The following is a 22980-nucleotide window of genomic DNA, read 5'->3' on the forward strand; positions in this document are numbered from 1 at the left end:
AAACTATCGGAATGGAACCGGACGTGTTCCGGCTTCCGGTACAGCATCACCGTTTTTTGCAGTTTAGAGGCGCGCCTGCGGTTTCCCATATTGAGGAAACTCCCGCGCCTTACGCGGCAGGTACAGGACTTACTCGTGTACTGGCTGCTCGCCAGTGCTCCAAGAATCCTGGGAGCTCCCCGCCTGGGGGTTCCCGGATTCTCTTAGGCGCTCCATAGACTCACAGCCTCAGTCTTCAGGTGCGCTTCTGCACAGGCTCAGCTCCAGTTTCAGTCGCAGTCTTCATCCCAAGGCCTGCCGCGACTCCTCTTTGTTTTCAGGCGCGAGGTGAACGCCTGACTCCTCAAGAATCGCTTCCGCGACCGCGTCAGGGGTTCCGCCCTGTTTCTTCCATTCCGCGTACAGGCTGAAGACGATATCCGCGAGATCCTCCTCCGAACTGAGGTCGTAATAGTGAGGCGGGATTTTGGCGAGCCGGCAGAGTTCATGCATCGTATCCGGGTTCACGTCCACCCAGCCGTCCTCTCGATGCTTTAATTCCAGCGCGCTGAAGCTGATGCCGGATTTCATAGCAGCATCGATAAACTGTGCTTTAAGGTGTTCATTGAGGACATCCATCATCCAGGTTGCCAATTTCTTCCCATGTTGCTCTGCCACCTTGATAAAGATGGTCTTCTTTCTCTTCGTCGTGTTGATGAAGATTTTTGTCATGTATTGTGGGTCTGTCATAGCTCATCCATAAGAAGAGGCGGGAAGGGCGGGGCTCACAATTCCCCCTGTGTGCTGTAAAAGAAGATAGAACGGCTATCCCTGATGTCGAAGTAACATCATACATATCTATCGGAACAAATCAAAACCTGCATATTAGAAGGGAGTTAGGCGGTTTTCAGATCTCTGATAGCGCTTATTGCCCCGGGGGACATCTTCTGTCTGCGGCACCATGGAGTGGAAGACAGCTGACGGCAGTACGTTTGTCGAGGTGAGCGGAGAAGTCTAAGCAATTGCGATTCGGAATCGATTCACGCCGGAATCGGAAGTGCTAGCCTCAACAAATAACCCATTGAAATCGGATCCGACAAGCCGAGTTGAAAAGAGGATTTCTGCTTTCGGATCCTTTCCTCACTGGTTAAATGCCGGATCCACTCCGCGGATCAACGCCTCCGCATCGCTTCCCTTGTTGTAAGGTTCAGGCCCCGAACAAAGAGGGCTGGAGCTGATTTCTCCATTGGAGAAGTAACTATCGGAATTGAACCGGACATGTTCCGGTTTCTGGTAAAGCATCACCGTTTATTGTGGTTTGGAGGCGCTCCCGCGGTTTCTCGCATTGAGGAGACTCCCGCGCCTCCATCTTTACTGCCTTTCCGGGTAATAGTTGATGCTTTCAAAGCAGCTACGCATATTGAGCATTTGATTCTCAATACTTGCCGGCACCTCTTCAAACATCATGACCGTTTTTGTGTATCCGGTGACAGTCTGATATTTATGTAGACCAATGTATTTCCACCAGCTCTTAGGGATGTACTGCCCATCAGCGTATTCTTTTTTCGTCAGGAAATAACCGATATTCCCGCCCGAAGGACCGTTAGCGAGGACGCCGTTCCGCACGCTCTGGATAACTGTGAAGGGAGCCTGCGTGTTGTATACAAAGTCCTTCTTTGGAGTGTCCCTGGGAGAATTCATCACCCAGTAAACGCCTTTGTAGGAAACGCCCCGGATGGTCTGCAGGTAGGGGGAGCCTCTTCTGCAGGATTCAATCTCAGCTTGTGTCGGAACGTGTGATTCACGCCGCTGAATCTCAGCAGCTTCCTTTTTCTCATGCGCAATCCGTTTTGCTTCTTCCGCTTTTTTCTTCCTCTCCTCCTCCTGAATCTGCTTCAGCTTTGCCTGGCGTTCCGCTTCAGCTTTAGCGGCCTGAGCGCGTCTTTCAGCCTCAATCTTTTCCTGTCTCAGTTTCTCCTGACGGAGTTTTTCGGCTTTTTCAGCCGCGAGTTCATCCTGAATCTTCTGATAATTCAGCGCGATCAGCTTCTGCTGTCTCACCTGCTCCGCTGCCTGTTGCTTCTGATACTCAGCATATTCCGCCTTCGTGAGGTATTTCGTCTGACCATTGATAACCGCGGGCGTTAAACCCACATAAGAGGAAAGGGGGTTGGCAGAGCCAAACGACCCATTTGAGGCACAGCCGGTAAGTAATGCTATAGATACCGATCCAGATAAGATTAAGACTTTTTTGTTCACGTGTACCCTCTGACATTTCATGGCCTGTAGATCCCGGCGCTGTGGGGAATAAGTCATTCCCCGATATCTCATGGGGGCAAGACCATGGCATTGAACGTGCGTAAAAGTCGGATTATACAGGGTGCGATTTTCAATCCGATAATAGGGTCACTTTAAAGTCAGTCTACGTTCAATCTGATCCATTAAACGGAAGTTTTTTCGGTGTGATGCCGCTGGAGAACCGGCTGGCTCTCTGTCTGGGTTTCCTGCTGTTAGATAAGGGATGAGCCAGGATTCTGGAAAGAACAGCTAGAAGATCTGAAAAAGCGTGAAGAAGGCATCAGCATCAGCCGCATAGTCTATGCCAGCCCCTGCGGCGACTTCTTTTCGCTTTTGGGGTGAGGTGAGTGACTGATTCTTCAAGAATTGCGTCGGCGGTCGCGTCAGGCGATTCGCCTTGATTTTTCCAATCCACGTAAAAGGTGAGATGAAAAATCTGGCAGCCAGAACTCATTCCTGTGAGCATCGGTGGAGGGAGTGTGTTCCGTTTCTTCTCCCGCGCTTTGAAGTGAAGAGGCGATTTTCGGAATTTCCGGTCTACGGAAAGACCAGAAAAAATATTTTGGGCACCCGGCTTTTTTCCAAAGTGAGCGGGAAGCTTTGATTTTTCCTATCTGAGATACAGAATTCGCGGTCACACTTTTCGTATCTGTGACCACTTTTTTGTCACTTTGGTATACATGAGTGAGGAGAAGTATTACGATCCTCCAATCGTCGGATATTCGTTTTATCTACCGCTAATGCGGAAATGACACAAATTTAAGCGTGCTATAGTCTCTCCATTCGCTTCAGACTAAGTTCTGAATCAGTTCTTTTAATTGAATATTTTGCAATTACCGAATCAGCCTGCTTCATCGTTTGGTGAATGTGTAGGTGGGGAGAGACCAAATGAGAGTACCGGGTAAGAGAGGACCGCGAAGCGGTCCGGATGGCGCAACAAGGGAGGCGCTGCTCGAAGCAGCGTTTAAGGAATTCACGTATCACGGTTTTGACCGCGCGACGACGCGCCAGATCGCCAAGGCCGCGAACGTTGACCCCGCCATGGTGCATTACCGGTTCGGGTCAAAGGAGGATCTGTGGCTCGCGGTGCTCGAAAATATCAAAACCCAAAGCATTCCGTATATCCGTGAAGCCCGGGAATTGATCTCGGATCCCGATCCTGAGCGGAGTATCAAGGCTCTGATGCAGGTCATTCTTCGGGTCGGCGTGGAAAAGCCGATGATCTCCATGATGATTTTTAACGAATCCACGACCCCGAGAGCCGATATCATCCGCCGCACGATCGTGCTCCCGTTCGTGGAATCCGCGGTGCCGGTGGTGCAGCGCGCGATGCGCTCCGGGTGCTTCCCGGAAGGGGATCCGTCACTCGCGCTCTTCATGCTGATTGCCGGAGTCTCCCAGGCGGTGTCGAATTACGGCGGTGACAGCCGCGAGCTGAGAGCGAAAGCCGCGCACCTGCTCGATAACCTGACGACTCGCCGGCCGAAATAGCATTCCCCCGTTTCTTCAGCGATCCAACTTCTGATCTCCAGTCCCCGGTCTCGGGGGCTGGAGATTTCTTTTATTTGCCGTGTTTCCCGGCATCTTCCTCCTATCGGACTATATTGAAAAGCCGTGAAAGGAAGTTGCGTCCGCAATCTTGAATTTCTGAGGAGGGCGGACCGGACGACCGCAGAAAGAGGATGACTGATGAATTCTGATCGCAATACGCTCTTCACTTTTTTCACGCCCCAGTACGTGACGCAGCACCGTAAGAATGAGGCGGCGCTTGAACACACGCCTTACGCGAAGTATTTCACGGATGACCTGGAGGTTCCGCGCGATATGGTCCAGGCGCTGAAACTCGCGCCGCTCCCGGAAGCATCGCTTTTCCCTCCGACAAAGGCAGGCCTCAACGCGCTGTTCCAATCCCCGTACGATCTCCCCGTCGCCGGTTTCGGTCTCATTGGGAATAAAGAGACCGGCCGGATCATCTGCAGCTGGAGCCGGCACTTCTTCCTGGGATCGACCTCCGACATGCTCCGCTGGTGGTTCACGTGGCACATGGGGCACACGGATCGCTATTCGCTCTGGTCTCCGTACGCCCATATTGGAAACACGGTTCCTCACCTCGATCGGATCGATGATCCGAACCGGACGTATGAGGAAAAAATGTATGACCCCGAGAACCCGAACCGGGTGACGGAACTGGTGGGTGACATGGTGCTCGACGCGCTGATCCACTTCACGGATCCGAAGAAGCTCGGTCTCACGGAAGAGACGATCGAGAAGGGCGGTTACACGTTCAGCGCGAGCGGGTGGTCCGAGAATCTCGCGGCACCGGGGCTCCCCGCCGGCATGATGTTCCACCTGGGGCGTGAGGTGTCAGGCGGCCTTGAACTCATTTCCCACTATTGGCTTGGGACGCATCGCGGAATGGCGGAACTCACCGGGATGAAGGATGCGGTGGAGAAGGCGCTCAGCCTCGCGAAACCGGTGCCGGACGAGATGCTGCTCCGCGGCGGGTACGACATGTCGGTTCACGACATGATTGAGTTCACGCGGCTTTCGCAGATCCTTCCGAACCTCTACGCGGAGTTCCGGAATGTTTAAAGCCGTTTAAGCCAATCCAACAGAAACAAGACAGCCGCCAGAGAGTCACTCTTTGGCGGCGATGCTTTTACTAGTTGGCTTAAAAGGTTTTGGGTCAAAGGAAAAGGAGGTTGATTTCCATCCTTGAGAAAAGCTATTTTTAAATCAGCCGCCCTAGTCGGTCCGCTGTAACGATCCCATCGAAACACCCCCACGGCGTGTGGGGAAAGGGATGCACGCTTACCCGCCGAAGTCCGTCCTCTGTAATGATCCCATTGAAACACCCCCACGGTGTGTGGGGAAAGGGATGAGCGCTTAGCCGCCGAAGTCCGTCCGTTGCAAGCTTCCCATTGAAACACCTCTGCGATGGCAGAGATATAAGGACATAAGGGATTTTCTCGAAGGAAACTTCGGGAAATCAACCTGGAGAAATTCTATCTGAAGAATTGGAAAAATGCTAACTAAAAAAGTTACTATAACTTTTTAAAAATAGTTTGGTTATGTCGGAAAATCAATCTATAGCCGCATTTTGCAATGACTGTCTCATAACCAGAGTTCATGCACAAGATGCGGCGGTTATTCCGGTCTTCAGGGCACAGCCTTTCCTTTTTTGTGGATACACGGATCGCCTTTTCTTACCGTCATAATTCGCGGGGTCCTTCGCCTCAGCCGTGACCCCGTTCCATCGGTTCGCATCAGAACGTCGCCGTCCTTTTTCCCGTCAGAAAGAAAAAAGCAATAGCGTAACGGCAGTCTGATCTCAGGTTTCTGAAAAAATCTCTTAGAATTCACCCCTTAAATGATTGATTTAAGCGCGCAGTGACGCGCGTCTCCTCACCATCCCCGTGAGGAACAGAAGAGAGATTTAAATGGATATCAAGAAAGACAACGCGATGTATATGCAGATCGCGCAGATCGCGGCCGGCCGCAGCTACGCGAAGCGCCTCCAGGTGGGCTGCGTCATCGTGAAGAACAACTCCATTATTTCGTTTGGCTGGAACGGCATGCCCACCGGCTATGACAACTGCTGCGAGGAAGAGATCGACGGGAAGCTCGTGACCCGTAAGGAAGTCCAGCACGCGGAACTGAACGCCATCGCGAAGCTCGCCTACAACGGCTACTCGTCTCACGGCGCGAGCATCTATATCACGCATTCCCCCTGCATCCACTGCTCGCTCCTCATTCAGAAGTGCGGCATTATCGCGGTCTATTACCACGAGCTCTATCGGGATGACGCCGGCATTCAGTTCCTGAAGAAGGCTGGTATCCACGTGGAGCAGCTCTGAGCGTGATGAGCGCTATGGACGTTAAACCGCGCCGGGTGCTCGTCACCTATGAGTCCGTCACGGGAAACACCAAGCGGGTCGCGGAAGCGATCGCGGCGGTGATACCGGGTTCCGTTCTGCTCCCGATCACAGACGCTCCGGCCCCTGAGGGGTTCGACCGGGTGTTTGTAGGCTTCTGGTGCGACAAGGGGCACGCGAGTGACGGTGCGGACACGTATCTGAAATCTCACCCCGGTTACCCCTTCATCCTTTTCGGGACCCTTGGCGGTGTGCCCGGGGTCGGGTACTCGGTCACGTATGAGAATCGGGTGAGGGAAGAGCTCACGGCCGCGAATGTTCCCTTCCGGGATTTCAGGCTTTGGCAGGGGAAAATCGATCCCGCGCTCGTCGAAAAGTCAAAAGCGCGTTTCCCGATGACGCCTGAGAGGCGCGCGCGGATCGCGGCCGCCGCGACTCATCCGGACGAAGCGGACCTGAATGACGCCCAGGCATGGGCTCTCGGGCAGTTAACCAGAAGTTAACCGAAATGAAACTGACCCCGGTTTGGATGTTTTTTAAAAACACATAAATCATCGATAGTTAGCTTTAGATCAGTTAACTCTCAGTACATTCCAGTAAACCGATAGCTCAATTCCTATTGATCGGCTTTAGTGGTTATGCCACAGACTTAATCTGTGGCTAGATGGTAATTTCCTTTACACCGCGGCTGCTCCCTGCATCCGCGGTCTTTTTATGGGCTTTTCGTATACGGGAAAGTCCATCTCATCAATTCGGTTTCGTTCAGCTAGACTCATAAGAATCACACTCATTCAGGTTTCTTGGAGGCTTTGAGATGACGAAACGCGTTTTGACTGCGGCCGCGGTTCTGGCTCTTTCACTTGGAATGACCACTGCCGCCTTCGCGGCGGACTCAACTGAAGGCAATTCCACCTCGATCGCGAACGAAACGGCTTCCGCACCGGCGAAGTCCACGTCGATCGGTCAGGACATCAAGGAAGGGGCGACGGACGTCGGCCATATGGCAAAAGACGCCGCGACGGAAACCGGTCACTTCTTCCGTGACGCGGCGAAGGACACCGGACACTTCTTCCGCGACGCCGCGAAGGGCACTGGTCACGCCGTGAAGAAGGGCGCTGAGAAGGTCGGAGGCGCGGCCTCTACCGTCGGTCACGGAATCGCGAAGGGCGCGAAGACCACCGGTCACGCGATCAAGAACGGCGCGACCGCAGTGAAGAATACGTTCTCTGACTCGTACTCCTCCGCTCCGGCTTCCAAAGCCGCCGGAAAGTAACCCATAACACCCAGCAACACAAAGGAAATACCCACATGCAGAAGGATCTCGGCGGACTGCCGCCCGAACAGGCTCTGGACTATATGGAGAAGACCCCGGATCTCGTGATCGTGAATGTCGCGGGACGCGGTTTCTGGGATCGGAACCACTTTGACGGCGCGGTGAACATTCCGACGGAAGATATTGGGGATGACGCGTCGATTGAGAAGATCAAAGAGCTTCCGGCGGGCCGCCCCGTCATCATGCACTGCCGCCGCGGTCACATGGTGGTGGACTGGTACCAGAAACTGAAGGCGCTGCGTCCTGATATTCCTGAAGTGAGCTATATCGCAGGTGTCCCGCCGTTTGACGCCTATAACGACTGGGCGCGCAATAAGTAATCTGTCTTGCTTCGCTCGAGACAGCCAAAAAGGCTGACCGGCTTTTTGCCGTGTCAGCCTTTTGTTTTGCCTGATGTAAGGGAAAAGGGGAGAACCCGCCCCAGGTTACAAGGCTTTTGCCGCGCTTTCTCCCGCGATCCGCCCAAACACCACGCAGTCGGGGAGCGAGCAGCCGCCAAGACGCCCCGCGCCGTGGATCCCGCCGGTTACCTCGCCCGCTGCGTAGAGCCCGGGGATCGGGCTGCCGTCTGTTTTGATCACACGGGATCGGGTGTCGATCTTGAGACCGCCGTTGCAGAAATGAACAAACGGCCGCTCAAGCCCGTAATAAAACGGCGGCTTCTTGATTTCCTGCGTGAAGAGCGTTCGCCCAAACTCCGGGTCCGGTGCGCCCGGGCGTAGCTGTTATAGCGGTCCATCGTCTGCGGGAATTCTTTCGGATTCACCCGCATACCCACAGCGACGTCTTCCAGCGTGTCCGCGGTTTTTACGATCCCGCGTAAGAGTTTCACGCTCCGGCTCGCGCCTTTCGCGGAGGCGGCGTCGGTCACCACCCAGAAGCGGTGATTCGGGAGTTTCCACACCGCCTGAGAAATGGTTTCCATCGGAGCCTGCTCGTTCACGAACCGGTGCCCCTGTTCATCGAGATACACATCCGCCCCGACGTAGTTCGTGAGGCGGCCGCCGGAAAACGGAATCGTGAGGATCTTATCCATGTCGAGGAGCTCCGCCCCGAGCGCTTCGCCAAAGAGAATTCCGTCCCCTGTCGCGGTGTCGAGCCCATCCCCATAGGGATTCGCGGTCGAGGTGATTTCGCGGGTCAATCTCGGGTCGTACTTGGACCGTAGTTCCACGTTTGCCGTATAGCCGCCTGTCGCGAGAATCACGGTTTTCGCGTGAACGATAAATTTCTTTTTGAGCCGCGATCCTGAAACCACGTACCCGGCGTCCGTCGGCGTTACCCGGGTGACTTCGGCTCCGAAATAAAGCGGTATCCGCATTTCGCGGAGCTTCCGGTTCACGGCGAAGATGTAGTCGTAGCCCCCGTTCACGATACTCGTGAGGTAGCTTCGGGGGACGAGGCCGCCGAGCGCTTCATACGGATCCGGGAGCCAGGTGACGCCGAGGCTTGTCATCCAGTCGTAGGCCGCGCCGGAATTCTCGGCGAGAATCCGGATCAACTCCGGGTTCCCGAGCCCTTTTCCGGTTTTTTCCATATCGGCGATCATGGAGTCGACTGCCGCGCGGTACTCCGCGTCGTGCCCCGGCATATGGCGCACCGCGCTGAAGTATCCGGTCGAAATCGTCGAGTGGCCTTCAAGGAGCGATTCTTTCTCGAGCACGCAAACGTTGGCTGCCCCCGCGGTTTTCGCCGCGATCGCGGCGGTAAGCCCCGCGAGTCCCGCTCCGATCACGCAGACATCCGACTCCCACTCGTCAGCTGGTTCCGCGGTCGACGAAAGCGCCGGTCCCGCGAACGGGATCACGGAGAGGAGCCCGAGAAGATTCCGGCGTTTCATAGGGCGGCCTCGCTCCCCGGGTCATCGCCGGTTTCATAATCCAGAATCGTGAAAATCCGGACGAGTTCGGCGCTCGATCGGGCGTCAAGTTTGATCAAAGCGTTCTGCCGGTGCATTTTGACGGTCGTCTCTTCGATCCCGAGTTCCCGCGCGATTTCCTTGTTTCTCAGACCTCTGGCAATGCAGCGGGCGACATCGTTTTCGCGCGGTGAGAGTTTCCCGACCAGGCTTTTCAATCGGTTCACCTCATGCTCCCGGACGTCGAGTTCGACAGAGGCCGTCACCGCCGCCGCGACACGTTCCAGCATTTTGTGGGGCTCCGCCGGCTTCTGGATAAAGTCCGCCGCGCCGTGCCGCATCGCGTGCACCGCGGCGTCCACTTCGCCGTGAGCGGTAAGGAAGATGATCGAGAGGTGGGTGACACCCCGGTTCTCGAGCTCCTCCTGGACTTCGAGCTCGGTCATTCCCGGCATCCGCATATCAAGCACGACGCAGCCCGGGCGTTTCAGTTCATCATGCTTCAGAAACTCAACGCCGCTCGCATACGTAATCACTTCCCACCCGAGCGTCTCGAGCAGCATCTTCTGCGACGCGAGAAGTTCAGGATCATCGTCCACGATTCGGATAAGAGGAGTTTCACTCATCGGCTGCACCTGTAGAGGGTTCTGAAGAGGGGTTGGGGTTCGACTCGGGGTCGAGCGCCGGATCCGGTTTCGGTGATTCGTTCACCCGGTCAAAACGGAATTCAAAGATAACGCCATGCGGCTCCGCGTGCTTCACGGTCATCAGAGCGCCGTGGGCGTCCGCGATTCCGCGGACAATGCCGAGTCCGAGACCAAGACCCGCGGGGTCGGTCGAGTCACTCGCTTCGGTAAGCCGCCTGAAGTTTTTGTCATCCAATTTCGGGCCCGCGTCTTCAACCGTGAGAAACACGTACTGATCGACCGTCCGGACCGAGGCCTGAAGCGGCCGGCGGGTTTCCGATTTCATCGCCCGCGCCGCGTTTTTGAGGAGGTTAATGAGAAGGATCTCGAGTTCCAGAGGGTCCCCCGAAATCACCGCGCCCGGGACCGCGGATATGAGGAGCTCCGGCGAATACTTCCGGTATTCCTCATAGTGACGGAAATTTTCGACCGCCGCAGTGATGACGGACGCGAGATCCACGGGCTTATGCGCGGACTTCTTTTCCCGCGCGTACCCGCGCACCCGGTCCACGATATCCGTCATCCGGTGCGCCTCGCGGTTCACGGCGTCTGTCGCTTTTTCAAGCGTCGGGTTCGAGGGCGAGAGGTCTTCTAGCGTCAGACTCATCACCTCGCAGTAATTCGTGATCGTCGCGAGCGGCTGCTTCAGCTCATGCGCGATCATGCTGGAGAGGTGAGAAACGAGAGAGTTCCGCTCGAGCACCGAGAGCTTTGTCCGCGCCTCACGCTCGTTTTCAGAAAGCCGCTCGTTTTCGGTTAACGCGGCCGAGAGGTCACTCGTCCGCTTCCGCACCAGGGTGCGGAGCCGCATCTCGTTCATCACGAGGATGAAGATAAGCAGCGCGACACCGGCGAAGATCCAGCGGTACTTGATGAGAACGTCCTTGAACGTCAAGGGTTTCGGCGCGAACGGCCCCATCCCGAGCGTCTTATAGAGATCGCCCACGGTGTTCAGCTGCCCCGCGACCTGCCAGGAGAATGACCGCTGATCCGGCATCGTAAGGAGAGCAACGGACACCGCTTTAACGAGATCCGGACGCGTGAAATTCAGCGCTCCGAAGACGTTATCCGGGTAAAGCGCCGTCGTGTGCCGGCACTGAAGGAGACTATCCGCGTGAGGGGAGACGACGCGGAGCACTCCCGTTTCGATCAGTCCCGCCTTTTCGGCGGCTTCGAGTTCACACGCGGTAAGGACCCCGGCGTCGGTTTTCCCATCCAACACGTTTTCCATCACATCCGGATACTCAAACGTCCGGTAACTCACGCGGCTGAAGAAACTCTTTGGATCATAGCCTGCCTGCTTTAAATACCCCGCGAGCGCGAGCCACCCGCCAAGCGAATCCGGGAGAGACGCGGCAACCGACTTCCCCTTCAGGTCCTGGATTGAGTCGAGATCCTTGCGGTCAGACCGCACGACAACCGCGGATCCCACCGAATACCCGCCATCCTTCGCCCAGATGGTTTTCCGGGTCGCGAGCGCCTGAGCTCCGAGGGAATTCGTGAGCGTATAGAAGATGTCGGACGGGCCAATCACAAAGTCCGGGCGGTGCCCGGCAATGACGGAGGCCGATTGGTAGGCCGGGATCTCAAGTACCCGGAAGTGGTATCCGGGAAGGGCGCGCGAGAGCTGGATCAGGGTCGGCGAAATAAATTCCGGCCGGTACCCCGGTTCATTTACGTTGATCACGCCGATCGTGACTTCTTTCGCCCCTCATTCGGATCCGCGTCGAGCGACGGGTTTTTAGCCGAGTAACTCGCGGGCACGGTCCGGGTCGCCGCTGAGTCAAACTGCGGGCCGAGTGCCTCTGCGGGCCCTGTGAGACATAGGGCGGAGACAAGCGCGGCAATGAGAGCGGACTTCTGAAGCATGGCGTGCCGGGATGAGAGGGGGGAATTGTGGTTTTTTGTATGAGGTCATTCTATAGAAGGACCGTGCCGGCTACCCACCTACTTTTTTAGGTAGTCAATTTTTGTCACCATCTATAACCTTGTACCTAAGCTTAAGTGAAGCTTAAGAGGTGTGAAGGGTGTCGCAGAAACCTTCTAAGTACCTCTTCAAAAACAAGAACTCTGTGAAAAACAACAGAGTCAGCAGTTTTCAAAGATACCCGCTTTCAGACGGAGAGAGAAAGTCTCAGCAGTACTCCCCAGAATCCGAAAGCCGATTTAAAGGACAACGGATATGCAGATAAGGTTCAAAGCAGCGCTTGCCGCGGCGATCGGAGCCATGCTCCTCGCGGCCCCGTCCGCTTTCGCTCAGGGCGTGACGATCCACGGATCCCACGCCGGCATGAAGTGCGAAACCTGCCACGCCGGGCAGACCCAGAAGGCCGCCCCGTCGCAGAAGACCTGCCTCAAGTGCCACGGTTCTTACGAAGCTCTCGCGAAGAAGACCGCGAAGCCGGGCGAAAAGTTCAACCCGCATGACTCTCATATGGGCCGCATTGAGTGCACGCAGTGCCATTCGATGCACGCCACGAGCCACTACATCTGCCGCGATTGCCACGCGATTCCCGATCGTAAGTTCAAGGGAGAGTAAACCATGTCTTCTATTCTGACCCGCCGTAATTTCCTGAAGACCGCTGCCGCTGCCGGCGCTGCCTCCGCAGCCGCCCCCGCGCTTGCCGCGTCTTCGCAATCCACTGCCGCTCCGAAGCATTGGGATCAGACCGTTGACGTGGTCGTCCTTGGTGCCGGCGGCGCTGGCCTCATGGCTGCCTGCCAGGTCTATGACAAGAAGGGGAAGGTCGTCGTTTTCGATAAGTCCTACAGCCCCTACCACTCCGCGACCCGCATGTGCGGCGGCCTTTTCACCGCCTACGGCTCCGCGATCCAGAAGCGTGAGCACGCGAAGGACTCCTGGCAGGAATTCGCGCACGACATCATGGATTACGGCGGCTATATGTCGCTGAAAGAACCGGTGGAACTCTTCGCGAAGCATTCCGGCGAAGCCTTTGACTGGCTCGAGAACCACGGTCTCGCAAAGCATCACCTTGAAAAGTATCCGGGCCACAGCAATCTCCGCGCCGTTCGTCAGGACAGCTATCAGGGCAAAGACTACATCGACGTGCTGACGAAGCAGATCGCGGACCGCAAGATCAAGATCTACGAAGGCACGCCGCTTACGAAGATCTATTTCGACCCGAAGAAGAATGAAGTCCTCGGTATTGAGGCGACGAATCTCGATACGGGTAAGAAGTACAACGTCCGCGCGCTTAAGGGCGTCATCATGGCGACCGGCGGCATCACCGGCACCCCTGAGTCTCTCGACTTCTGGGTTCCGTCAGTGGCTGGCAAAGGCGTCTCGATTGGCTGCCCCGCGAACGACGGCACCGCGATGCGTATCGCCGTGCGTGATGTCGGAACGCCGATCTCCCACATGCAGTACATCGCGTCCTACCCCTGCGGCATTGTGACAGGCGGCCGCCGCGGACCGTACTGCCGCTTCTGGTACTTCACGCAGGCGGGCGGCATTCTGATTAATAAGAACGGCAAGCGCTTCGTCTCTGAAAACGAAGGCATCTGCCACATCACGCCGTACCTCGCGAGCAACCCGGGCGGCTACCACATCGTCTTCATGGATAAGAAGATCTATGACGCGACCCGCGCGAAGTATAAGATCGGCGCTCTGATCGGCCTTCCGTCCTGGAACGACGAGCGCACCGAGGAAGAGTTCAAGCTTGGGAAGAACCTCTTCCGCGCGAACACGCTTGAAGAGTTCTGCAAGATCTCGGGCGTGGACCTCAAGGGCCTGCAGGATCAGATCGAGATGTGGAATAAGGCCGTTGACACGAAGAACGACACCCAGTACGGGCGTCATGACCAGAAGGTGAAGATTGACCTCGCGGGTCCGTTCTACGGCATCAAGATGTATCCGTGGAACAACCTCTCCTGCGGCGGCTTCCGCGTGACGGATCACCTCCAGGTGCTCGGCTGGGATCTGAAGCCCGTGAAGGGGCTGTATGCTGCCGGCGAAACGGTGGCTGGTGTCCACGGCGCGTTCTACTGCGGCGGCAACGCCTGCGGTTTCGCTCATACGTCGGGTTACATGGCGGGCCAGATCGCCATGGGACGGAAGGACGTCTGAGATAAGTAAAAGTCGGGGAACCGGACGATCTCTCCTCCGGTCCCCCGCGGTTCTGGTGAAAAAGCAGTTCAGGTTATAAGTCAGTTTGGGATCCGGGTTTAGCGTAGCCGGATCCCTTATTTTATCCGGATTATGCGGGTTTCCGCCCGATCGTGAGCACCCAGCGCTGCTCGAAACAGATTTCACCTTCTTTCCGGTAAGGGGCGAAACCGGTCTTCGGGCCGCCCGAGAGCTCCGACACCATCCGATCCCGGATCACCTTTGCGGTTTCGGGCGGCGTCCTCGTGAGGCCCATCCAGGACTCGAGATGCTGCTCAATCGGTACGGTGTCTGAGTGTTCAATCGAGAGTCCCTCAGACTCAAAAAGCATCTCCATGTCGTCCTTTGTCAGATTGCTGACGTGCGACGGATCACGCATCTTTTCGATCGCGTCCCGGGTCGCGCGATCCGGTTCCGGAGTCGCCTCCATATCGATCATGACGAGCCGCCCGTTAGGTTTCAGAACCCGGACCATTTCCTCAAACGTCTTCACCGGAGCCGAGAAGTGATGAAAGGCGAGCCGGGACATCACGAGGTCGAAACTCCCGGAAAGGAAAGGGAGGTCTTCAGCGACCCCCTTCTCAAATATCAGATTCGTGAGTCCTGATTGCTCCGCCGCGGCTTTTCCGGCTTCAAGCATCGGGAGTGTGGCGTCGAGACAGACCACGGTCTGGACCGCCGGGGAAAAAGTCCGGCCGCAGGCCGCGGTGCCGGCCGCGACTTCGAGCACGAGATCACTTTTCTCCGGCCTCACGGTGTCGAGCACGTGGTTCAGATAGTCCGCTTTGGAGAACTGCAGCGTCGGACTATCGAAGTTCTTCGCCTGGATCGAGAACGATTCATTGATAAGACTGAGATTTTCAGGTGTCATAGGGCTGTGCCCGTTTTTGGAATAAAGAGAGAATGCATATCGGCTTTTTCAAGCGTGAGAAGTTTCACCTTCCGGAGGATTCCGCCGGCATACCCGGTGAGACTGCCGTTCGCGGCGACCACGCGGTGGCAGGGAATGATGATTGATATCGGGTTATGACCCACCGCGCCCCCGACCGCCTGAGCTGAAAACCGGGTGCCGCCGCGGGACGCGGCGATCCGCTTCCCGATCGCGCTGTATGTCACGGTGGTGCCGTAAGGAATCGAGAGCAGATGGTTCCAGACCGTGGTCTGAAACTCGGTCCCGATCAGGTGAAGCGGGGGCGTGAAGGAGGGAAAGCCCCCTGAAAAGTAAATGCTGAGCCACTTCGAGGCAGAGTCCAGAATCGGTGAACCCCCGGTCCTGTAAGTTTTGGGGAGCGTCCGCGCGAAATACTTCTGCCCCTCAAACCAGAGACCGGTGAGCCCGGTCTCATCTGCAGCGAGCAGAATCTCCCCGAGCGGCGACTCATAGTGCTTCACGGTGACCATTTCAGTTCCCATCGGTGAAATATCGGTTTGAGTCATCCGGCGCTTCGCTCCGATCCTTTTCTGTATAAGAGCGGAGTTCGGCGCAGACCGTGACCCGGTAGCTTTCAATCAGTTTGTCGCGTCCTTCTCTCTGCGCGAGCCGGTGCTTCAGCGTGTTTCTCCAGCGGCTGACCGCGGCTTCGTCAGTCCAGACATTCATCGAGAGGAGTTTTGAGTGATCCGCGAGGCTCTCAAAACGCTCTGCGCGGATAAAGCCCTCAAACCCCGAGAGGAGAGGCTTCAGCATCGCGGCGAGTTCGAGGTACCGTGCCCGGCCTTCAGGGGTCGGCTTCAGTTCAAAAAGGACAATGATGTTCGGCATGGCGGTTTTCTCCTTTGTGGTTTTGATATAGGTTTCAGGTATGGGCTGAGCGGCCGGATTCGGATTGGGATTTCGGGAGGGCTTTCTTTTTTCTTCCGGGTTTTCCTTTTTTCACCGGCACAGGCGCGTAATCCCGAAGCTCAGGCACCGCGCCCGCCGCGGCGGCCCAGAGGTAGAGACTCGCGACACTGCCGTACGGGCTGAAACGCCGCTGGTACTTCCGAAAGAGCGCCGGCGTGATCGCTTTGTGGTGATAGACCATGCGGAGCCCCCGCTGAATCGCGAGATCGCCGAAACTCAGAATGTCCGGCCGGCCGAGGGAAAATAGGAGAATCATCTCCGCGGTCCAGGTTCCGATTCCCCGGATTCCGGTGAGCGTCCGGATGGCGTCTTCATCCGTCATTCGTTCGATCGCGCCGAGATCCACTTTGCCGCTAAGAACGTCTGAAGCAAAAGCGGCGATATAGTCCGCCTTCCGGAAAGTCATGCCGAAAGACTGCAGCCGGGGAATTCCAGCCGCCGCGATTACGTCAGGCGTCACGCTGCCGAAAGCGTCGAGCATCCGATTCCAGATCGTTTTCTGAGCTTTGGACGAAATCTGCTGCCCGATGATGTGGCGGATGACGGATGAAAAAAGGTCGGGGTCTGTCTCACGGTTGATGTGCCCAAGCCGATCGATCAGACTTCCCAGCCGCGCGTCCCGCGCTTTCAGATAATCGGTTTCTCTCGCGCCATAGCGAAAAAACACAATCCGGTCCCCACTCAGTACCCATTCTGAGTATCAATTTATTATTGAAATCCTTGTCCGGATATCACATTGCGAGCGAAAATCATCACAATATCGTCATCATGAAATTTTCGGCATGGAAAAAGACCGCTATATCAATTCCGTCAATCTGAATGCCGGGAGCCGGTTTCCGTATCTGGTGCTGAATGTGGTCGACGATCAGTCGTCGCCCCGGAATCCTGGCTTTCAGGTGATGCATTGGCATGAGGACCTGCAGTTCATCGCGGTGACAGATGGCCGGGGCGCGGTTCAGACACTCGATGAAACGGTGGAGATTGGAGCAGGGGAGGGCGTCTTTATCAACGCGGATGTCATCCACTATGTGCGGAAAATCGGGACCTGCCGCTATCGGAGTTTCATCTTTCCGGCCGCGTTTCTCACATTCTTCCCGGGAAGCCCCGCGGAAAGCCTCGTGACCCGGGTGACCGAAAATCCGGATATCCATCTGATCCGCTTTTCACCGGACACGGAGTGGAATCGCGGCGTGCTTTCGCTCCTCTTTCGTCTTTCATCCCTTGAAGATCAGGCCAAAGACGAAACCTACCCCTATGAAGTACTGTCCGTCCTTTCCGAGCTCTGGCTTGTTCTTATCCGGAATCTGAGGCTCCCTGCGAAGGAAAAGGTGAGCGCGTCTCACCGGAGAATGCAGAAGATCCTTCAGTACATCGCGGTTCACTTTTCGGAACCGATTACGCTTGAGGATCTCGCGCGGAGCGCGAGTATCAGTAAGTCAGAGTGCGGACGGGTTTTCAGAGTGAGCCTTCAGAGAACGCCGTACCAGTATCTGATGGAGTATCGGATGCAGAGAGCTTCTGAGCTTCTCGCGGAAACCGATCTTCCGATTGGGACCATTGGTGAAACGGTGGGTTTCAGCCAGGTGAGTCACTTCGGGCACTGCTTCCGGAAGAGAACCGGACTCACCCCCAGCGCCTACCGACGGGCGCACCGGAAGAAAAACGAATAGACGGGTTACCGGATGTCTGAAGGCAGCTCCGATTGATGGCATTCCCGCCGTGTCTGCCGCTCAAGGCGTAAACACGGCCTTTCCTGAGAAATCTCTCTTTAATAAAAGAGCGGCGGCTGTAATTCTGAAACCCGAGCGGAAAGGAAACCACCGCTGATTCGCGATGGACTAAACAACCCCCAGAGGCTGCAGATCGGAAACCGAAGCCGGGATTAAGAGCGACCCCATATCGGTTTTTTCAAGCATCAGAAGTCTGGCCCGGTGGATAACGCCGCCCGCGTACCCCGTGAGACTTCCGTTTGCCGGCACCACCCGATGGCTCGGAATAATGATTGAAATCGGATTCTGGCTCACTATGCCGCCCACCGCCTGCGGAGAAGGGCGAAAGCCGGTCCGCGCCGCGGCAACCCGTTTTCCAATCTCGCCGTACGTCGCGGAGGTTCCGTAGGGGATCGAGTTCAGGCGCTTCCAAACCGCGATCTGGCAGTCGGTTCCGATCAGGTGAAGAGGCGGCGTGAAAGCCGGTTTTTCGCCTGAAAAATAAGCCCTGAGCCAGCGGACCGCGGATTCCAGAATCGGTGTGCTGCCAGTCTGGTAATTCCGGGTGAGTGTCTGGGCGAAATATTTCTGTCCTTCAAACCAGAGTCCAATGAGCCCCGTGTCATCGGCCGCGAGAAAAATTAGCCCAAGCGGGGAGTCGTAGTACTTTACAGTTACCATTTCTGATCATGAGGCTAAAATAACGCTCTGAATCTGACAGCCGGGTCTGGCTGTCTTATTCTGTGAACCATCGGAGGCAGCGCTGAACTGTTACCCGCGTCCCTGCGAATCCAGCCCCGCCGGCTTTCAGCGCCGGGCAGTGCCGGAGCACGGCCTCATCTCCATTCGTATCACTTCCTGAGTAGCAATTTATTCTCAAAATCCCCGTTTTGATATCAGGAAAATAGCGAAAATGATCAATAAATCGCCAAACTGGAATTTTTCGCATGGATAAGAACCGTTTTGTCAATTCCGTCAATCTGAATATCGGAACGCGGTTTCCTTATTTCGTGGTGGACGCGATTGATGACAAGCCGTTTCCGCCGAACCCGGGTTTTCGCCTGATGCACTGGCACGAGGATCTGCAGTTCATCCTGGTGACAGACGGGCGGATCACGGTTCAGACACTGGATGAAAAGGTGGAAGTGGGGGCAGGGGAAGCCATTTTTATCAACGCGACGGTCATCCACCGCATCACAAAGATCGGGACCTGCCGCTATCGGAGCTTTATTTTCCCGGCCTCGTTTCTGTCCTTCTTTCCGGGGAGCCCCGCGGAAGATCTGGTGACCCGGGTGACCGAGAATCAGGACATCCGGCTGATTCGGTTTTCAGCTGATACGGATTGGAACCGCGAAGTGCTCGAGCGTCTTACCAGCCTCTACAAACTTGAGGACCAGGCGAAAGACGAAACGTATGCCTATGAGGTTCTGATAGAGCTCGCGAGGCTTTGGCTCGTGCTGGTCCGGAATCTCAGGCTCCCCGATAAACAGAAAGTGAGTCCGCTGCACCGGCGGCTGCAGAAGATGCTGCAGTACATTTCGCTTCATTTTTCCGAACCGATCACGCTCGAAGACCTGGCGCGGAGTGCGAGTATCAGCAAGTCCGAATGCGGCCGCGTTTTCAGACAGACTCTTGAGAAAACGCCGTATCAGTATCTTCTCGAATATCGGCTGCAGCGGGGCGGGGAGCTGCTCGCGAAAACCGATCTCCCGATCGGCGCGATCGCGGAATCCGTGGGTTTCGCTCAGATGAGCTACTTCGGGCAGTCCTTCAAAAATAAAACCGGATTGTCCCCAAGTGCGTATCGGCGGGCGAAGCGGCAGAATGAGCGGGATCGTCTGTCGTCGAAGGCTCAGTCTGAATAGTCTTGAGACGGCCCGGCGGTTTATAGAATTTGGACATTTGATACGGGATTACCCGTAGACACGAATGTCTCATTCTTAGGAATCTTGCTTAGGGTGAGGTTCTTCGGTATATTAAAGCTGTATTTGAAATATAACTTAAATTAAATAAGAGAGAATCATGTCGTTACCTGAATATGCATCGCAGTCTGTCGGAAATGTGGCCTCGAAGAGCACGGCTTTTGCCAAGGTGCTGAACGACGCCGGCGTTGATTTCTGCTGTCACGGCTCTGACGGCTTCTCCGAAGCCTGCCGCAAGGCTGGCGCTGATCCTGAAAAGGTCGCCCAGGAGCTCGACTCCGTGGTCGGTGTTCCGGCCCAGATGTCGCACGACTTCAATACCTGGCCGACCGATCTTCTCTCTGACTACGTGCTGAAGGTGCATCACCGCGGCATCCGCCAGGTGGGTCCGAAGATTCTGGATCTGCTTGCCAAGGTCGTTGAAGTGCACGGCCCGAATCACCCCGAACTCCACGAAATCCAGTCTCTCTTCCAGCAGACCATGGTGGATCTGACGAACCACCTGATGAAGGAAGAGATGATGCTTTACCCCTTCATCTATCAGCTCTGCGACGGTGACCTGAACCACCACTCCGTGCAGGCTTTCCACTGCGGCTCCGTTGAGTCTCCGATCGGTGTCATGGAAGCGGAACACGAGGAAGAAGGTCAGCGTCAGGAAAAGATCCGTCAGCTGACGAACGACTACACGCCGCCCGCGGACGCCTGCGGGAGCCTCAAGCTCACCTACGCGCTCCTGAAGCAGTTCAAGGATGACCTGCACGAGCACATCCATCTTGAGAACAACCTCATCTTCCCGAGGGCTCTCGAGATTGAATCCCGCGTTGTTGAACGCTGATTCTTTCTGAAGTAAACGTCTTTCTCCTGGGTGAATGGCCAGAGCCGGGTTTTTCGGTGATGGATCTGCAGAGGAGCGGTAAGAGGGATCCGCTCTGGCTGTTCACTTTTTAGTTTCGAGGAAAAAAGCAGCACCTGAAGTATCAATAGAAGTGAAAGCACTGTCCTCATGGGCCGTTCTTTCACTCCTCTCAAAGGTTTCCCCCTCTGGGGCAGTTGGCAAACTACGCATCACACTCTCCGACCCGCCGATTGTTCCAGAGACCTATTGAGAGGAGTGAAACGACTGTCTCTGAGAAGAGAAGAAGCCTGGCACGTTGGGAACCGTGTCAGGCTTCTGTTTTTTGATTGTCCGCTTCCCGCGAGCCAAAGTTTCGCTGAAGACTGTCTTTCCGTTCAGAAGGCAGTAAACCGCGCAGATGCGGGTCCTCTTCCTCTCTCCCCGCCTCGAAGAACAGCAGACTTATCGATTGAATTTATTTTTCTTTTATGGGAATTATCCGTATTACTACCCATGATGGTAGTAACCCCGGATTTGGGTTAAATCGCGGTTTTTCTTCTCTATATTTCACGGCACGCAGGCGCTGTTGCCTGAGAAAACAGGAGAGAGTTTGTTATGACCGAAATTTCCCGCCGTTCTGCTATCGCCCTCGGTGCCGCTGCCGGACTTGCCACTTTTGCTGATGGCGCTTTCGCCGCCGACGCCCCCAAGTCCACTAAAGATATGCCGATGAAGCATACGGAACTCGCGCTTTCCAAAGAAGAATGCCTCTATATCATCGAGCACACGGATCACGCGGTTCTCTCGACCGCGGATGCCACCGGTGAACCGTATGGCGTTCCGGTGACCCCGTTTATGCTGAACGGGAAGATTTATTTCCACGGTATCGGAATGGGCGAAGGCCGCCGCAACGCGAACCTTACTCAGAACCCCCGCGGGTCGCTCTGCTGGATCGCGAAGCAGGACATCAATGAGCCGCATCTCACGGTGGATTACGTTTCCGTGATCGCCCGCGGCCCGATTCGCATCGTGACGGACGCGAAGGAGAAGGAAAAGTTCATGCGCTATCTGCTCGCCCGCTTTACGCCGAGCATCGATATTGATAAGGCCATGGCTGCCCGTACCCAGAAGATCGCTCTTTATATGAATGTCTTCGAGATGACCCCTGAAAACATCACAGGCAAGGCCAAGGACCGCGGCTACATGCATTACTTCGGTAAGCAGCGTCCGGGCAATAAGTCCTCTGACTAAATTTTCAGAGTCCCGTCTGAACGGCTAAGGGGCGATTCCTTTAAACGGAGCCGCCCCTTTTCTGTTGTCTGACGCGGAAGGCAACTGTCTTTATTGGATATCGGTTTCGGAACTCGTTCCGGATTCTGAATTTCCCAGCCAGGAACGGAACCGTCCTTCACTCAGTCAAAAAGATCTTTCGTTTTCCTCGGTTTATCCCGCTCCCGGAACCGAAGGTACGGCGTGAGGATATAGCGCCCGAGCGCGTAGAAAAGCAGCCGCTTCTTATCCTGTGCGGGTAGGGGCGAGGAGAACTTGTAGTTCCTGAGCCAGCCGTAATAGACGTCCGCTTCGAGGAGCGCCTTGCTGTCCCCGCGGCCATAGCCAAACCGCACGGCGGCCCACCACATGCCGACCAGTGTCCGCTCAATCCCCCGGAGCGCGGCGGGCGGGAGCCCATCCGGCCGCTCAAGGAACCGGCGAAGGAAAGGAAGCCCAGCCGAGTCGTTCCTGAGGCTATGCGTGATGGAGGACTTTCTGAGCCGCCGGCGGTAGAGGTACTGGGGCACGGTGATCGCGGTTTTAAGCCACGGGAGAATCCGGATGAAATACTCCTGATCCTCCGCGATCCCGAGCCGCGCGTCAAAGCGATAATCCTTGATCCGGTCATACCGGAAACACTTCGTGGGGAGTCCGCGGGAACTGAAGGGCGCTTCGTCCTTGGTCGCTTCATAGCCAAAAAACACCGCCCCGATGGCATCCTGATCGAGGCGGATTTCTTTGAGATTCGGGACTTTCGGGGTTTCTTTCTTCCGGTCGAAGTCCGTATAGGGGCAGAGCGCGAGATCGGCCCCGGTGCGTTCAAGCGACTCCGTGAAGGACTCCACGTAGTTGGGATTCAGTACATCGTCCGGATCCACAAACGACACGTACTTCACTCCTTTCACCTGACTCACGATATCAAGCCCCCGGTTCCGGGCAGCCGAAACGCCGGCGTTAGGCTGATGCACCGCGGTGAGCCAGGGGTGAGCGGCCGAGAACCGGTCGACAATCAGGCCGCCACGGTCAGTTGACCCGTCATCCACCGCGATCACGAAGAAAGCTTTTGAAGTCTGCTTATCGAGTGAATCGAGAAATTCCGGCAGGTACTGGATCACGTTATAGACCGGAACGACGATGGCAAACTGCGACGCGGATATGCTCATGAGAGGACAGGTATCAATGGGTGCCTCATCGGGGGCGAGGCATTCTGACTCGGAATTTTAACAAGGGAAGGATGTCTTGGG

At 55.9% G+C, this 22980-nt stretch carries 25 protein-coding genes; 12 read left to right on the top strand and 13 right to left on the bottom strand.

The annotated features are described in order from the left end of the window. Positions 1-282 precede the first annotated feature (282 nt). Positions 283-729, bottom strand: coding sequence for a hypothetical protein (locus BN1936_RS06090; protein ID WP_022443319.1), 447 nt, complete (start codon positions 727-729; stop codon positions 283-285). Positions 730-1350: 621 nt separating this feature from the next. Continuing rightward, positions 1351-2238 (bottom strand): cell envelope integrity protein TolA, encoded by an 888-nt coding sequence (locus BN1936_RS06095; RefSeq protein WP_148521191.1) that lies wholly within the window; start codon positions 2236-2238, stop codon positions 1351-1353. A gap of 927 nt (positions 2239-3165) precedes the next feature. On the opposite strand from BN1936_RS06095, the gene BN1936_RS06100 reads away from it, so the two are divergent. The 6 genes from BN1936_RS06100 (at position 3166) to BN1936_RS06125 (ending at position 7805) form a co-directional block, all read left to right on the top strand. Continuing rightward, positions 3166-3768: a TetR/AcrR family transcriptional regulator gene (locus BN1936_RS06100; RefSeq protein ID WP_049686895.1), complete on the top strand. Its 603-nt coding sequence runs from the start codon at positions 3166-3168 to the stop codon at positions 3766-3768. Positions 3769-3966: 198 nt separating this feature from the next. Next, positions 3967-4869, top strand: a complete 903-nt coding sequence (locus BN1936_RS06105) for a DAPG hydrolase family protein (RefSeq protein WP_049686896.1) — start codon at positions 3967-3969, stop codon at positions 4867-4869. An 848-nt stretch (positions 4870-5717) separates the two neighbouring features. Continuing rightward, on the top strand, positions 5718-6134 hold the full coding sequence (locus BN1936_RS06110; RefSeq protein WP_022442826.1) for a deoxycytidylate deaminase: 417 nt from the start codon (positions 5718-5720) through the stop codon (positions 6132-6134). Positions 6135-6148: 14 nt separating this feature from the next. Further along, entirely contained in the window at positions 6149-6655 is a 507-nt protein-coding gene (locus BN1936_RS06115; RefSeq protein WP_157274778.1) for a flavodoxin family protein, read from the top strand. 311 nt (positions 6656-6966) lie between these two features. Further along, a complete protein-coding gene (locus BN1936_RS06120) occupies positions 6967-7425 on the top strand; it encodes a hypothetical protein (protein WP_022442828.1) in 459 nt (152 codons plus the stop codon). A gap of 35 nt (positions 7426-7460) precedes the next feature. Beyond that, a complete protein-coding gene (locus BN1936_RS06125) occupies positions 7461-7805 on the top strand; it encodes a rhodanese-like domain-containing protein (protein ID WP_022442829.1) in 345 nt (114 codons plus the stop codon). Between the two features lie 105 nt (positions 7806-7910). Here the strand turns inward: BN1936_RS06125 and BN1936_RS11295 are convergent, their stop codons facing one another. The 5 genes from BN1936_RS11295 to BN1936_RS06145 are packed head-to-tail and all read right to left on the bottom strand — an operon-like array spanning position 7911 to position 11898. Further along, the gene (locus BN1936_RS11295; protein ID WP_082164496.1) at positions 7911-8153 is read right to left on the bottom strand and encodes an FAD-binding protein; all 243 of its coding nucleotides are present in this window, start codon (positions 8151-8153) and stop codon (positions 7911-7913) included. After that, complete coding sequence (locus BN1936_RS06130; protein WP_049686898.1) at positions 8063-9325, bottom strand: FAD-dependent oxidoreductase; 1263 nt, start codon at positions 9323-9325, stop codon at positions 8063-8065. The genes BN1936_RS11295 and BN1936_RS06130 overlap by 91 nt, the downstream gene beginning before the upstream one ends. Beyond that, entirely contained in the window at positions 9322-9969 is a 648-nt protein-coding gene (locus BN1936_RS06135) for a response regulator transcription factor (RefSeq protein ID WP_022444118.1), read from the bottom strand. The genes BN1936_RS06130 and BN1936_RS06135 overlap by 4 nt, the downstream gene beginning before the upstream one ends. Next, positions 9962-11716 (bottom strand): sensor histidine kinase, encoded by a 1755-nt coding sequence (locus tag BN1936_RS06140; RefSeq protein WP_049686899.1) that lies wholly within the window; start codon positions 11714-11716, stop codon positions 9962-9964. The genes BN1936_RS06135 and BN1936_RS06140 overlap by 8 nt, the downstream gene beginning before the upstream one ends. After that, positions 11713-11898 (bottom strand): hypothetical protein, encoded by a 186-nt coding sequence (locus BN1936_RS06145; protein ID WP_022444120.1) that lies wholly within the window; start codon positions 11896-11898, stop codon positions 11713-11715. Before BN1936_RS06145 ends, BN1936_RS06140 begins: the two co-directional genes overlap by 4 nt. A gap of 313 nt (positions 11899-12211) precedes the next feature. Here BN1936_RS06145 and BN1936_RS06150 point away from each other — a divergent pair, with 313 nt between their 5' ends. Together BN1936_RS06150 and BN1936_RS06155 are read left to right on the top strand one after the other, a co-directional pair. Beyond that, positions 12212-12568, top strand: a complete 357-nt coding sequence (locus BN1936_RS06150) for a cytochrome c3 family protein (protein ID WP_022444121.1) — start codon at positions 12212-12214, stop codon at positions 12566-12568. A gap of 3 nt (positions 12569-12571) precedes the next feature. Next, positions 12572-14116 (top strand): FAD-dependent oxidoreductase, encoded by a 1545-nt coding sequence (locus tag BN1936_RS06155; protein ID WP_022444122.1) that lies wholly within the window; start codon positions 12572-12574, stop codon positions 14114-14116. Between the two features lie 130 nt (positions 14117-14246). Here BN1936_RS06155 and BN1936_RS06160 read toward each other — a convergent pair whose 3' ends face one another. The 4 genes from BN1936_RS06160 to BN1936_RS06175 are packed head-to-tail and all read right to left on the bottom strand — an operon-like array spanning position 14247 to position 16665. Continuing rightward, positions 14247-15026 (bottom strand): class I SAM-dependent methyltransferase, encoded by a 780-nt coding sequence (locus BN1936_RS06160; protein ID WP_022444123.1) that lies wholly within the window; start codon positions 15024-15026, stop codon positions 14247-14249. Continuing rightward, positions 15023-15592 (bottom strand): methylated-DNA--[protein]-cysteine S-methyltransferase, encoded by a 570-nt coding sequence (locus BN1936_RS06165; protein WP_232422073.1) that lies wholly within the window; start codon positions 15590-15592, stop codon positions 15023-15025. Before BN1936_RS06165 ends, BN1936_RS06160 begins: the two co-directional genes overlap by 4 nt. Then, positions 15558-15917 (bottom strand): antibiotic biosynthesis monooxygenase family protein, encoded by a 360-nt coding sequence (locus tag BN1936_RS06170; RefSeq protein WP_049686901.1) that lies wholly within the window; start codon positions 15915-15917, stop codon positions 15558-15560. The genes BN1936_RS06165 and BN1936_RS06170 overlap by 35 nt, the downstream gene beginning before the upstream one ends. Positions 15918-15951: 34 nt before the next feature. Further along, positions 15952-16665, bottom strand: coding sequence for a DNA-3-methyladenine glycosylase family protein (locus BN1936_RS06175; protein ID WP_049686902.1), 714 nt, complete (start codon positions 16663-16665; stop codon positions 15952-15954). A gap of 115 nt (positions 16666-16780) precedes the next feature. On the opposite strand from BN1936_RS06175, the gene BN1936_RS06180 reads away from it, so the two are divergent. Beyond that, positions 16781-17668, top strand: coding sequence for an AraC family transcriptional regulator (locus BN1936_RS06180; RefSeq protein ID WP_049686903.1), 888 nt, complete (start codon positions 16781-16783; stop codon positions 17666-17668). A 168-nt stretch (positions 17669-17836) separates the two neighbouring features. Here BN1936_RS06180 and BN1936_RS06185 read toward each other — a convergent pair whose 3' ends face one another. After that, positions 17837-18388 (bottom strand): methylated-DNA--[protein]-cysteine S-methyltransferase, encoded by a 552-nt coding sequence (locus BN1936_RS06185; RefSeq protein WP_049686904.1) that lies wholly within the window; start codon positions 18386-18388, stop codon positions 17837-17839. Positions 18389-18654: 266 nt separating this feature from the next. On the opposite strand from BN1936_RS06185, the gene BN1936_RS06190 reads away from it, so the two are divergent. From BN1936_RS06190 to BN1936_RS06200, 3 genes are all read left to right on the top strand, one after another. Then, positions 18655-19572: an AraC family transcriptional regulator gene (locus BN1936_RS06190; protein ID WP_049686905.1), complete on the top strand. Its 918-nt coding sequence runs from the start codon at positions 18655-18657 to the stop codon at positions 19570-19572. Positions 19573-19729: 157 nt separating this feature from the next. Beyond that, entirely contained in the window at positions 19730-20464 is a 735-nt protein-coding gene (gene ric / locus BN1936_RS06195; RefSeq protein WP_022442920.1) for an iron-sulfur cluster repair di-iron protein, read from the top strand. A gap of 615 nt (positions 20465-21079) precedes the next feature. Beyond that, entirely contained in the window at positions 21080-21715 is a 636-nt protein-coding gene (locus BN1936_RS06200; RefSeq protein WP_022442921.1) for a pyridoxamine 5'-phosphate oxidase family protein, read from the top strand. A gap of 161 nt (positions 21716-21876) precedes the next feature. Here BN1936_RS06200 and BN1936_RS06205 read toward each other — a convergent pair whose 3' ends face one another. Further along, entirely contained in the window at positions 21877-22899 is a 1023-nt protein-coding gene (locus BN1936_RS06205) for a glycosyltransferase (RefSeq protein ID WP_022442922.1), read from the bottom strand. Positions 22900-22980: the final 81 nt, after the last annotated feature.

The organism is Dakarella massiliensis, from assembly GCF_001182045.1.
Taxonomy (GTDB): Bacteria; Pseudomonadota; Gammaproteobacteria; order Burkholderiales; family Burkholderiaceae_F; genus Mesosutterella; species Mesosutterella massiliensis.

Bases quoted from the DNA above. Each gene is read 5' to 3' on its own strand.
- BN1936_RS06190 (WP_049686905.1), top strand. From the start codon at position 18,655: ATGGATAAGAACCGTTTTGTCAATTCCGTCAATCTGAATATCGGAACG.
- BN1936_RS06090 (WP_022443319.1), bottom strand. From the start codon at position 729: ATGACAGACCCACAATACATGACAAAAATCTTCATCAACACGACGAAG.
- BN1936_RS06180 (WP_049686903.1), top strand. From the start codon at position 16,781: ATGGAAAAAGACCGCTATATCAATTCCGTCAATCTGAATGCCGGGAGC.
- BN1936_RS06125 (WP_022442829.1), top strand. From the start codon at position 7,461: ATGCAGAAGGATCTCGGCGGACTGCCGCCCGAACAGGCTCTGGACTAT.
- BN1936_RS06200 (WP_022442921.1), top strand. From the start codon at position 21,080: ATGACCGAAATTTCCCGCCGTTCTGCTATCGCCCTCGGTGCCGCTGCC.
- BN1936_RS06165 (WP_232422073.1), bottom strand. From the start codon at position 15,592: ATGACTCAAACCGATATTTCACCGATGGGAACTGAAATGGTCACCGTG.
- BN1936_RS06130 (WP_049686898.1), bottom strand. From the start codon at position 9,325: ATGAAACGCCGGAATCTTCTCGGGCTCCTCTCCGTGATCCCGTTCGCG.
- BN1936_RS06120 (WP_022442828.1), top strand. From the start codon at position 6,967: ATGACGAAACGCGTTTTGACTGCGGCCGCGGTTCTGGCTCTTTCACTT.
- BN1936_RS06170 (WP_049686901.1), bottom strand. From the start codon at position 15,917: ATGCCGAACATCATTGTCCTTTTTGAACTGAAGCCGACCCCTGAAGGC.
- BN1936_RS06135 (WP_022444118.1), bottom strand. From the start codon at position 9,969: ATGAGTGAAACTCCTCTTATCCGAATCGTGGACGATGATCCTGAACTT.
- BN1936_RS06205 (WP_022442922.1), bottom strand. From the start codon at position 22,899: ATGAGCATATCCGCGTCGCAGTTTGCCATCGTCGTTCCGGTCTATAAC.
- BN1936_RS06155 (WP_022444122.1), top strand. From the start codon at position 12,572: ATGTCTTCTATTCTGACCCGCCGTAATTTCCTGAAGACCGCTGCCGCT.
- BN1936_RS06100 (WP_049686895.1), top strand. From the start codon at position 3,166: ATGAGAGTACCGGGTAAGAGAGGACCGCGAAGCGGTCCGGATGGCGCA.
- BN1936_RS06115 (WP_157274778.1), top strand. From the start codon at position 6,149: ATGGACGTTAAACCGCGCCGGGTGCTCGTCACCTATGAGTCCGTCACG.
- BN1936_RS06145 (WP_022444120.1), bottom strand. From the start codon at position 11,898: ATGCTTCAGAAGTCCGCTCTCATTGCCGCGCTTGTCTCCGCCCTATGT.
- BN1936_RS06105 (WP_049686896.1), top strand. From the start codon at position 3,967: ATGAATTCTGATCGCAATACGCTCTTCACTTTTTTCACGCCCCAGTAC.
- BN1936_RS06160 (WP_022444123.1), bottom strand. From the start codon at position 15,026: ATGACACCTGAAAATCTCAGTCTTATCAATGAATCGTTCTCGATCCAG.
- ric (WP_022442920.1), top strand. From the start codon at position 19,730: ATGTCGTTACCTGAATATGCATCGCAGTCTGTCGGAAATGTGGCCTCG.
- BN1936_RS06150 (WP_022444121.1), top strand. From the start codon at position 12,212: ATGCAGATAAGGTTCAAAGCAGCGCTTGCCGCGGCGATCGGAGCCATG.
- BN1936_RS06185 (WP_049686904.1), bottom strand. From the start codon at position 18,388: ATGGTAACTGTAAAGTACTACGACTCCCCGCTTGGGCTAATTTTTCTC.
- BN1936_RS06110 (WP_022442826.1), top strand. From the start codon at position 5,718: ATGGATATCAAGAAAGACAACGCGATGTATATGCAGATCGCGCAGATC.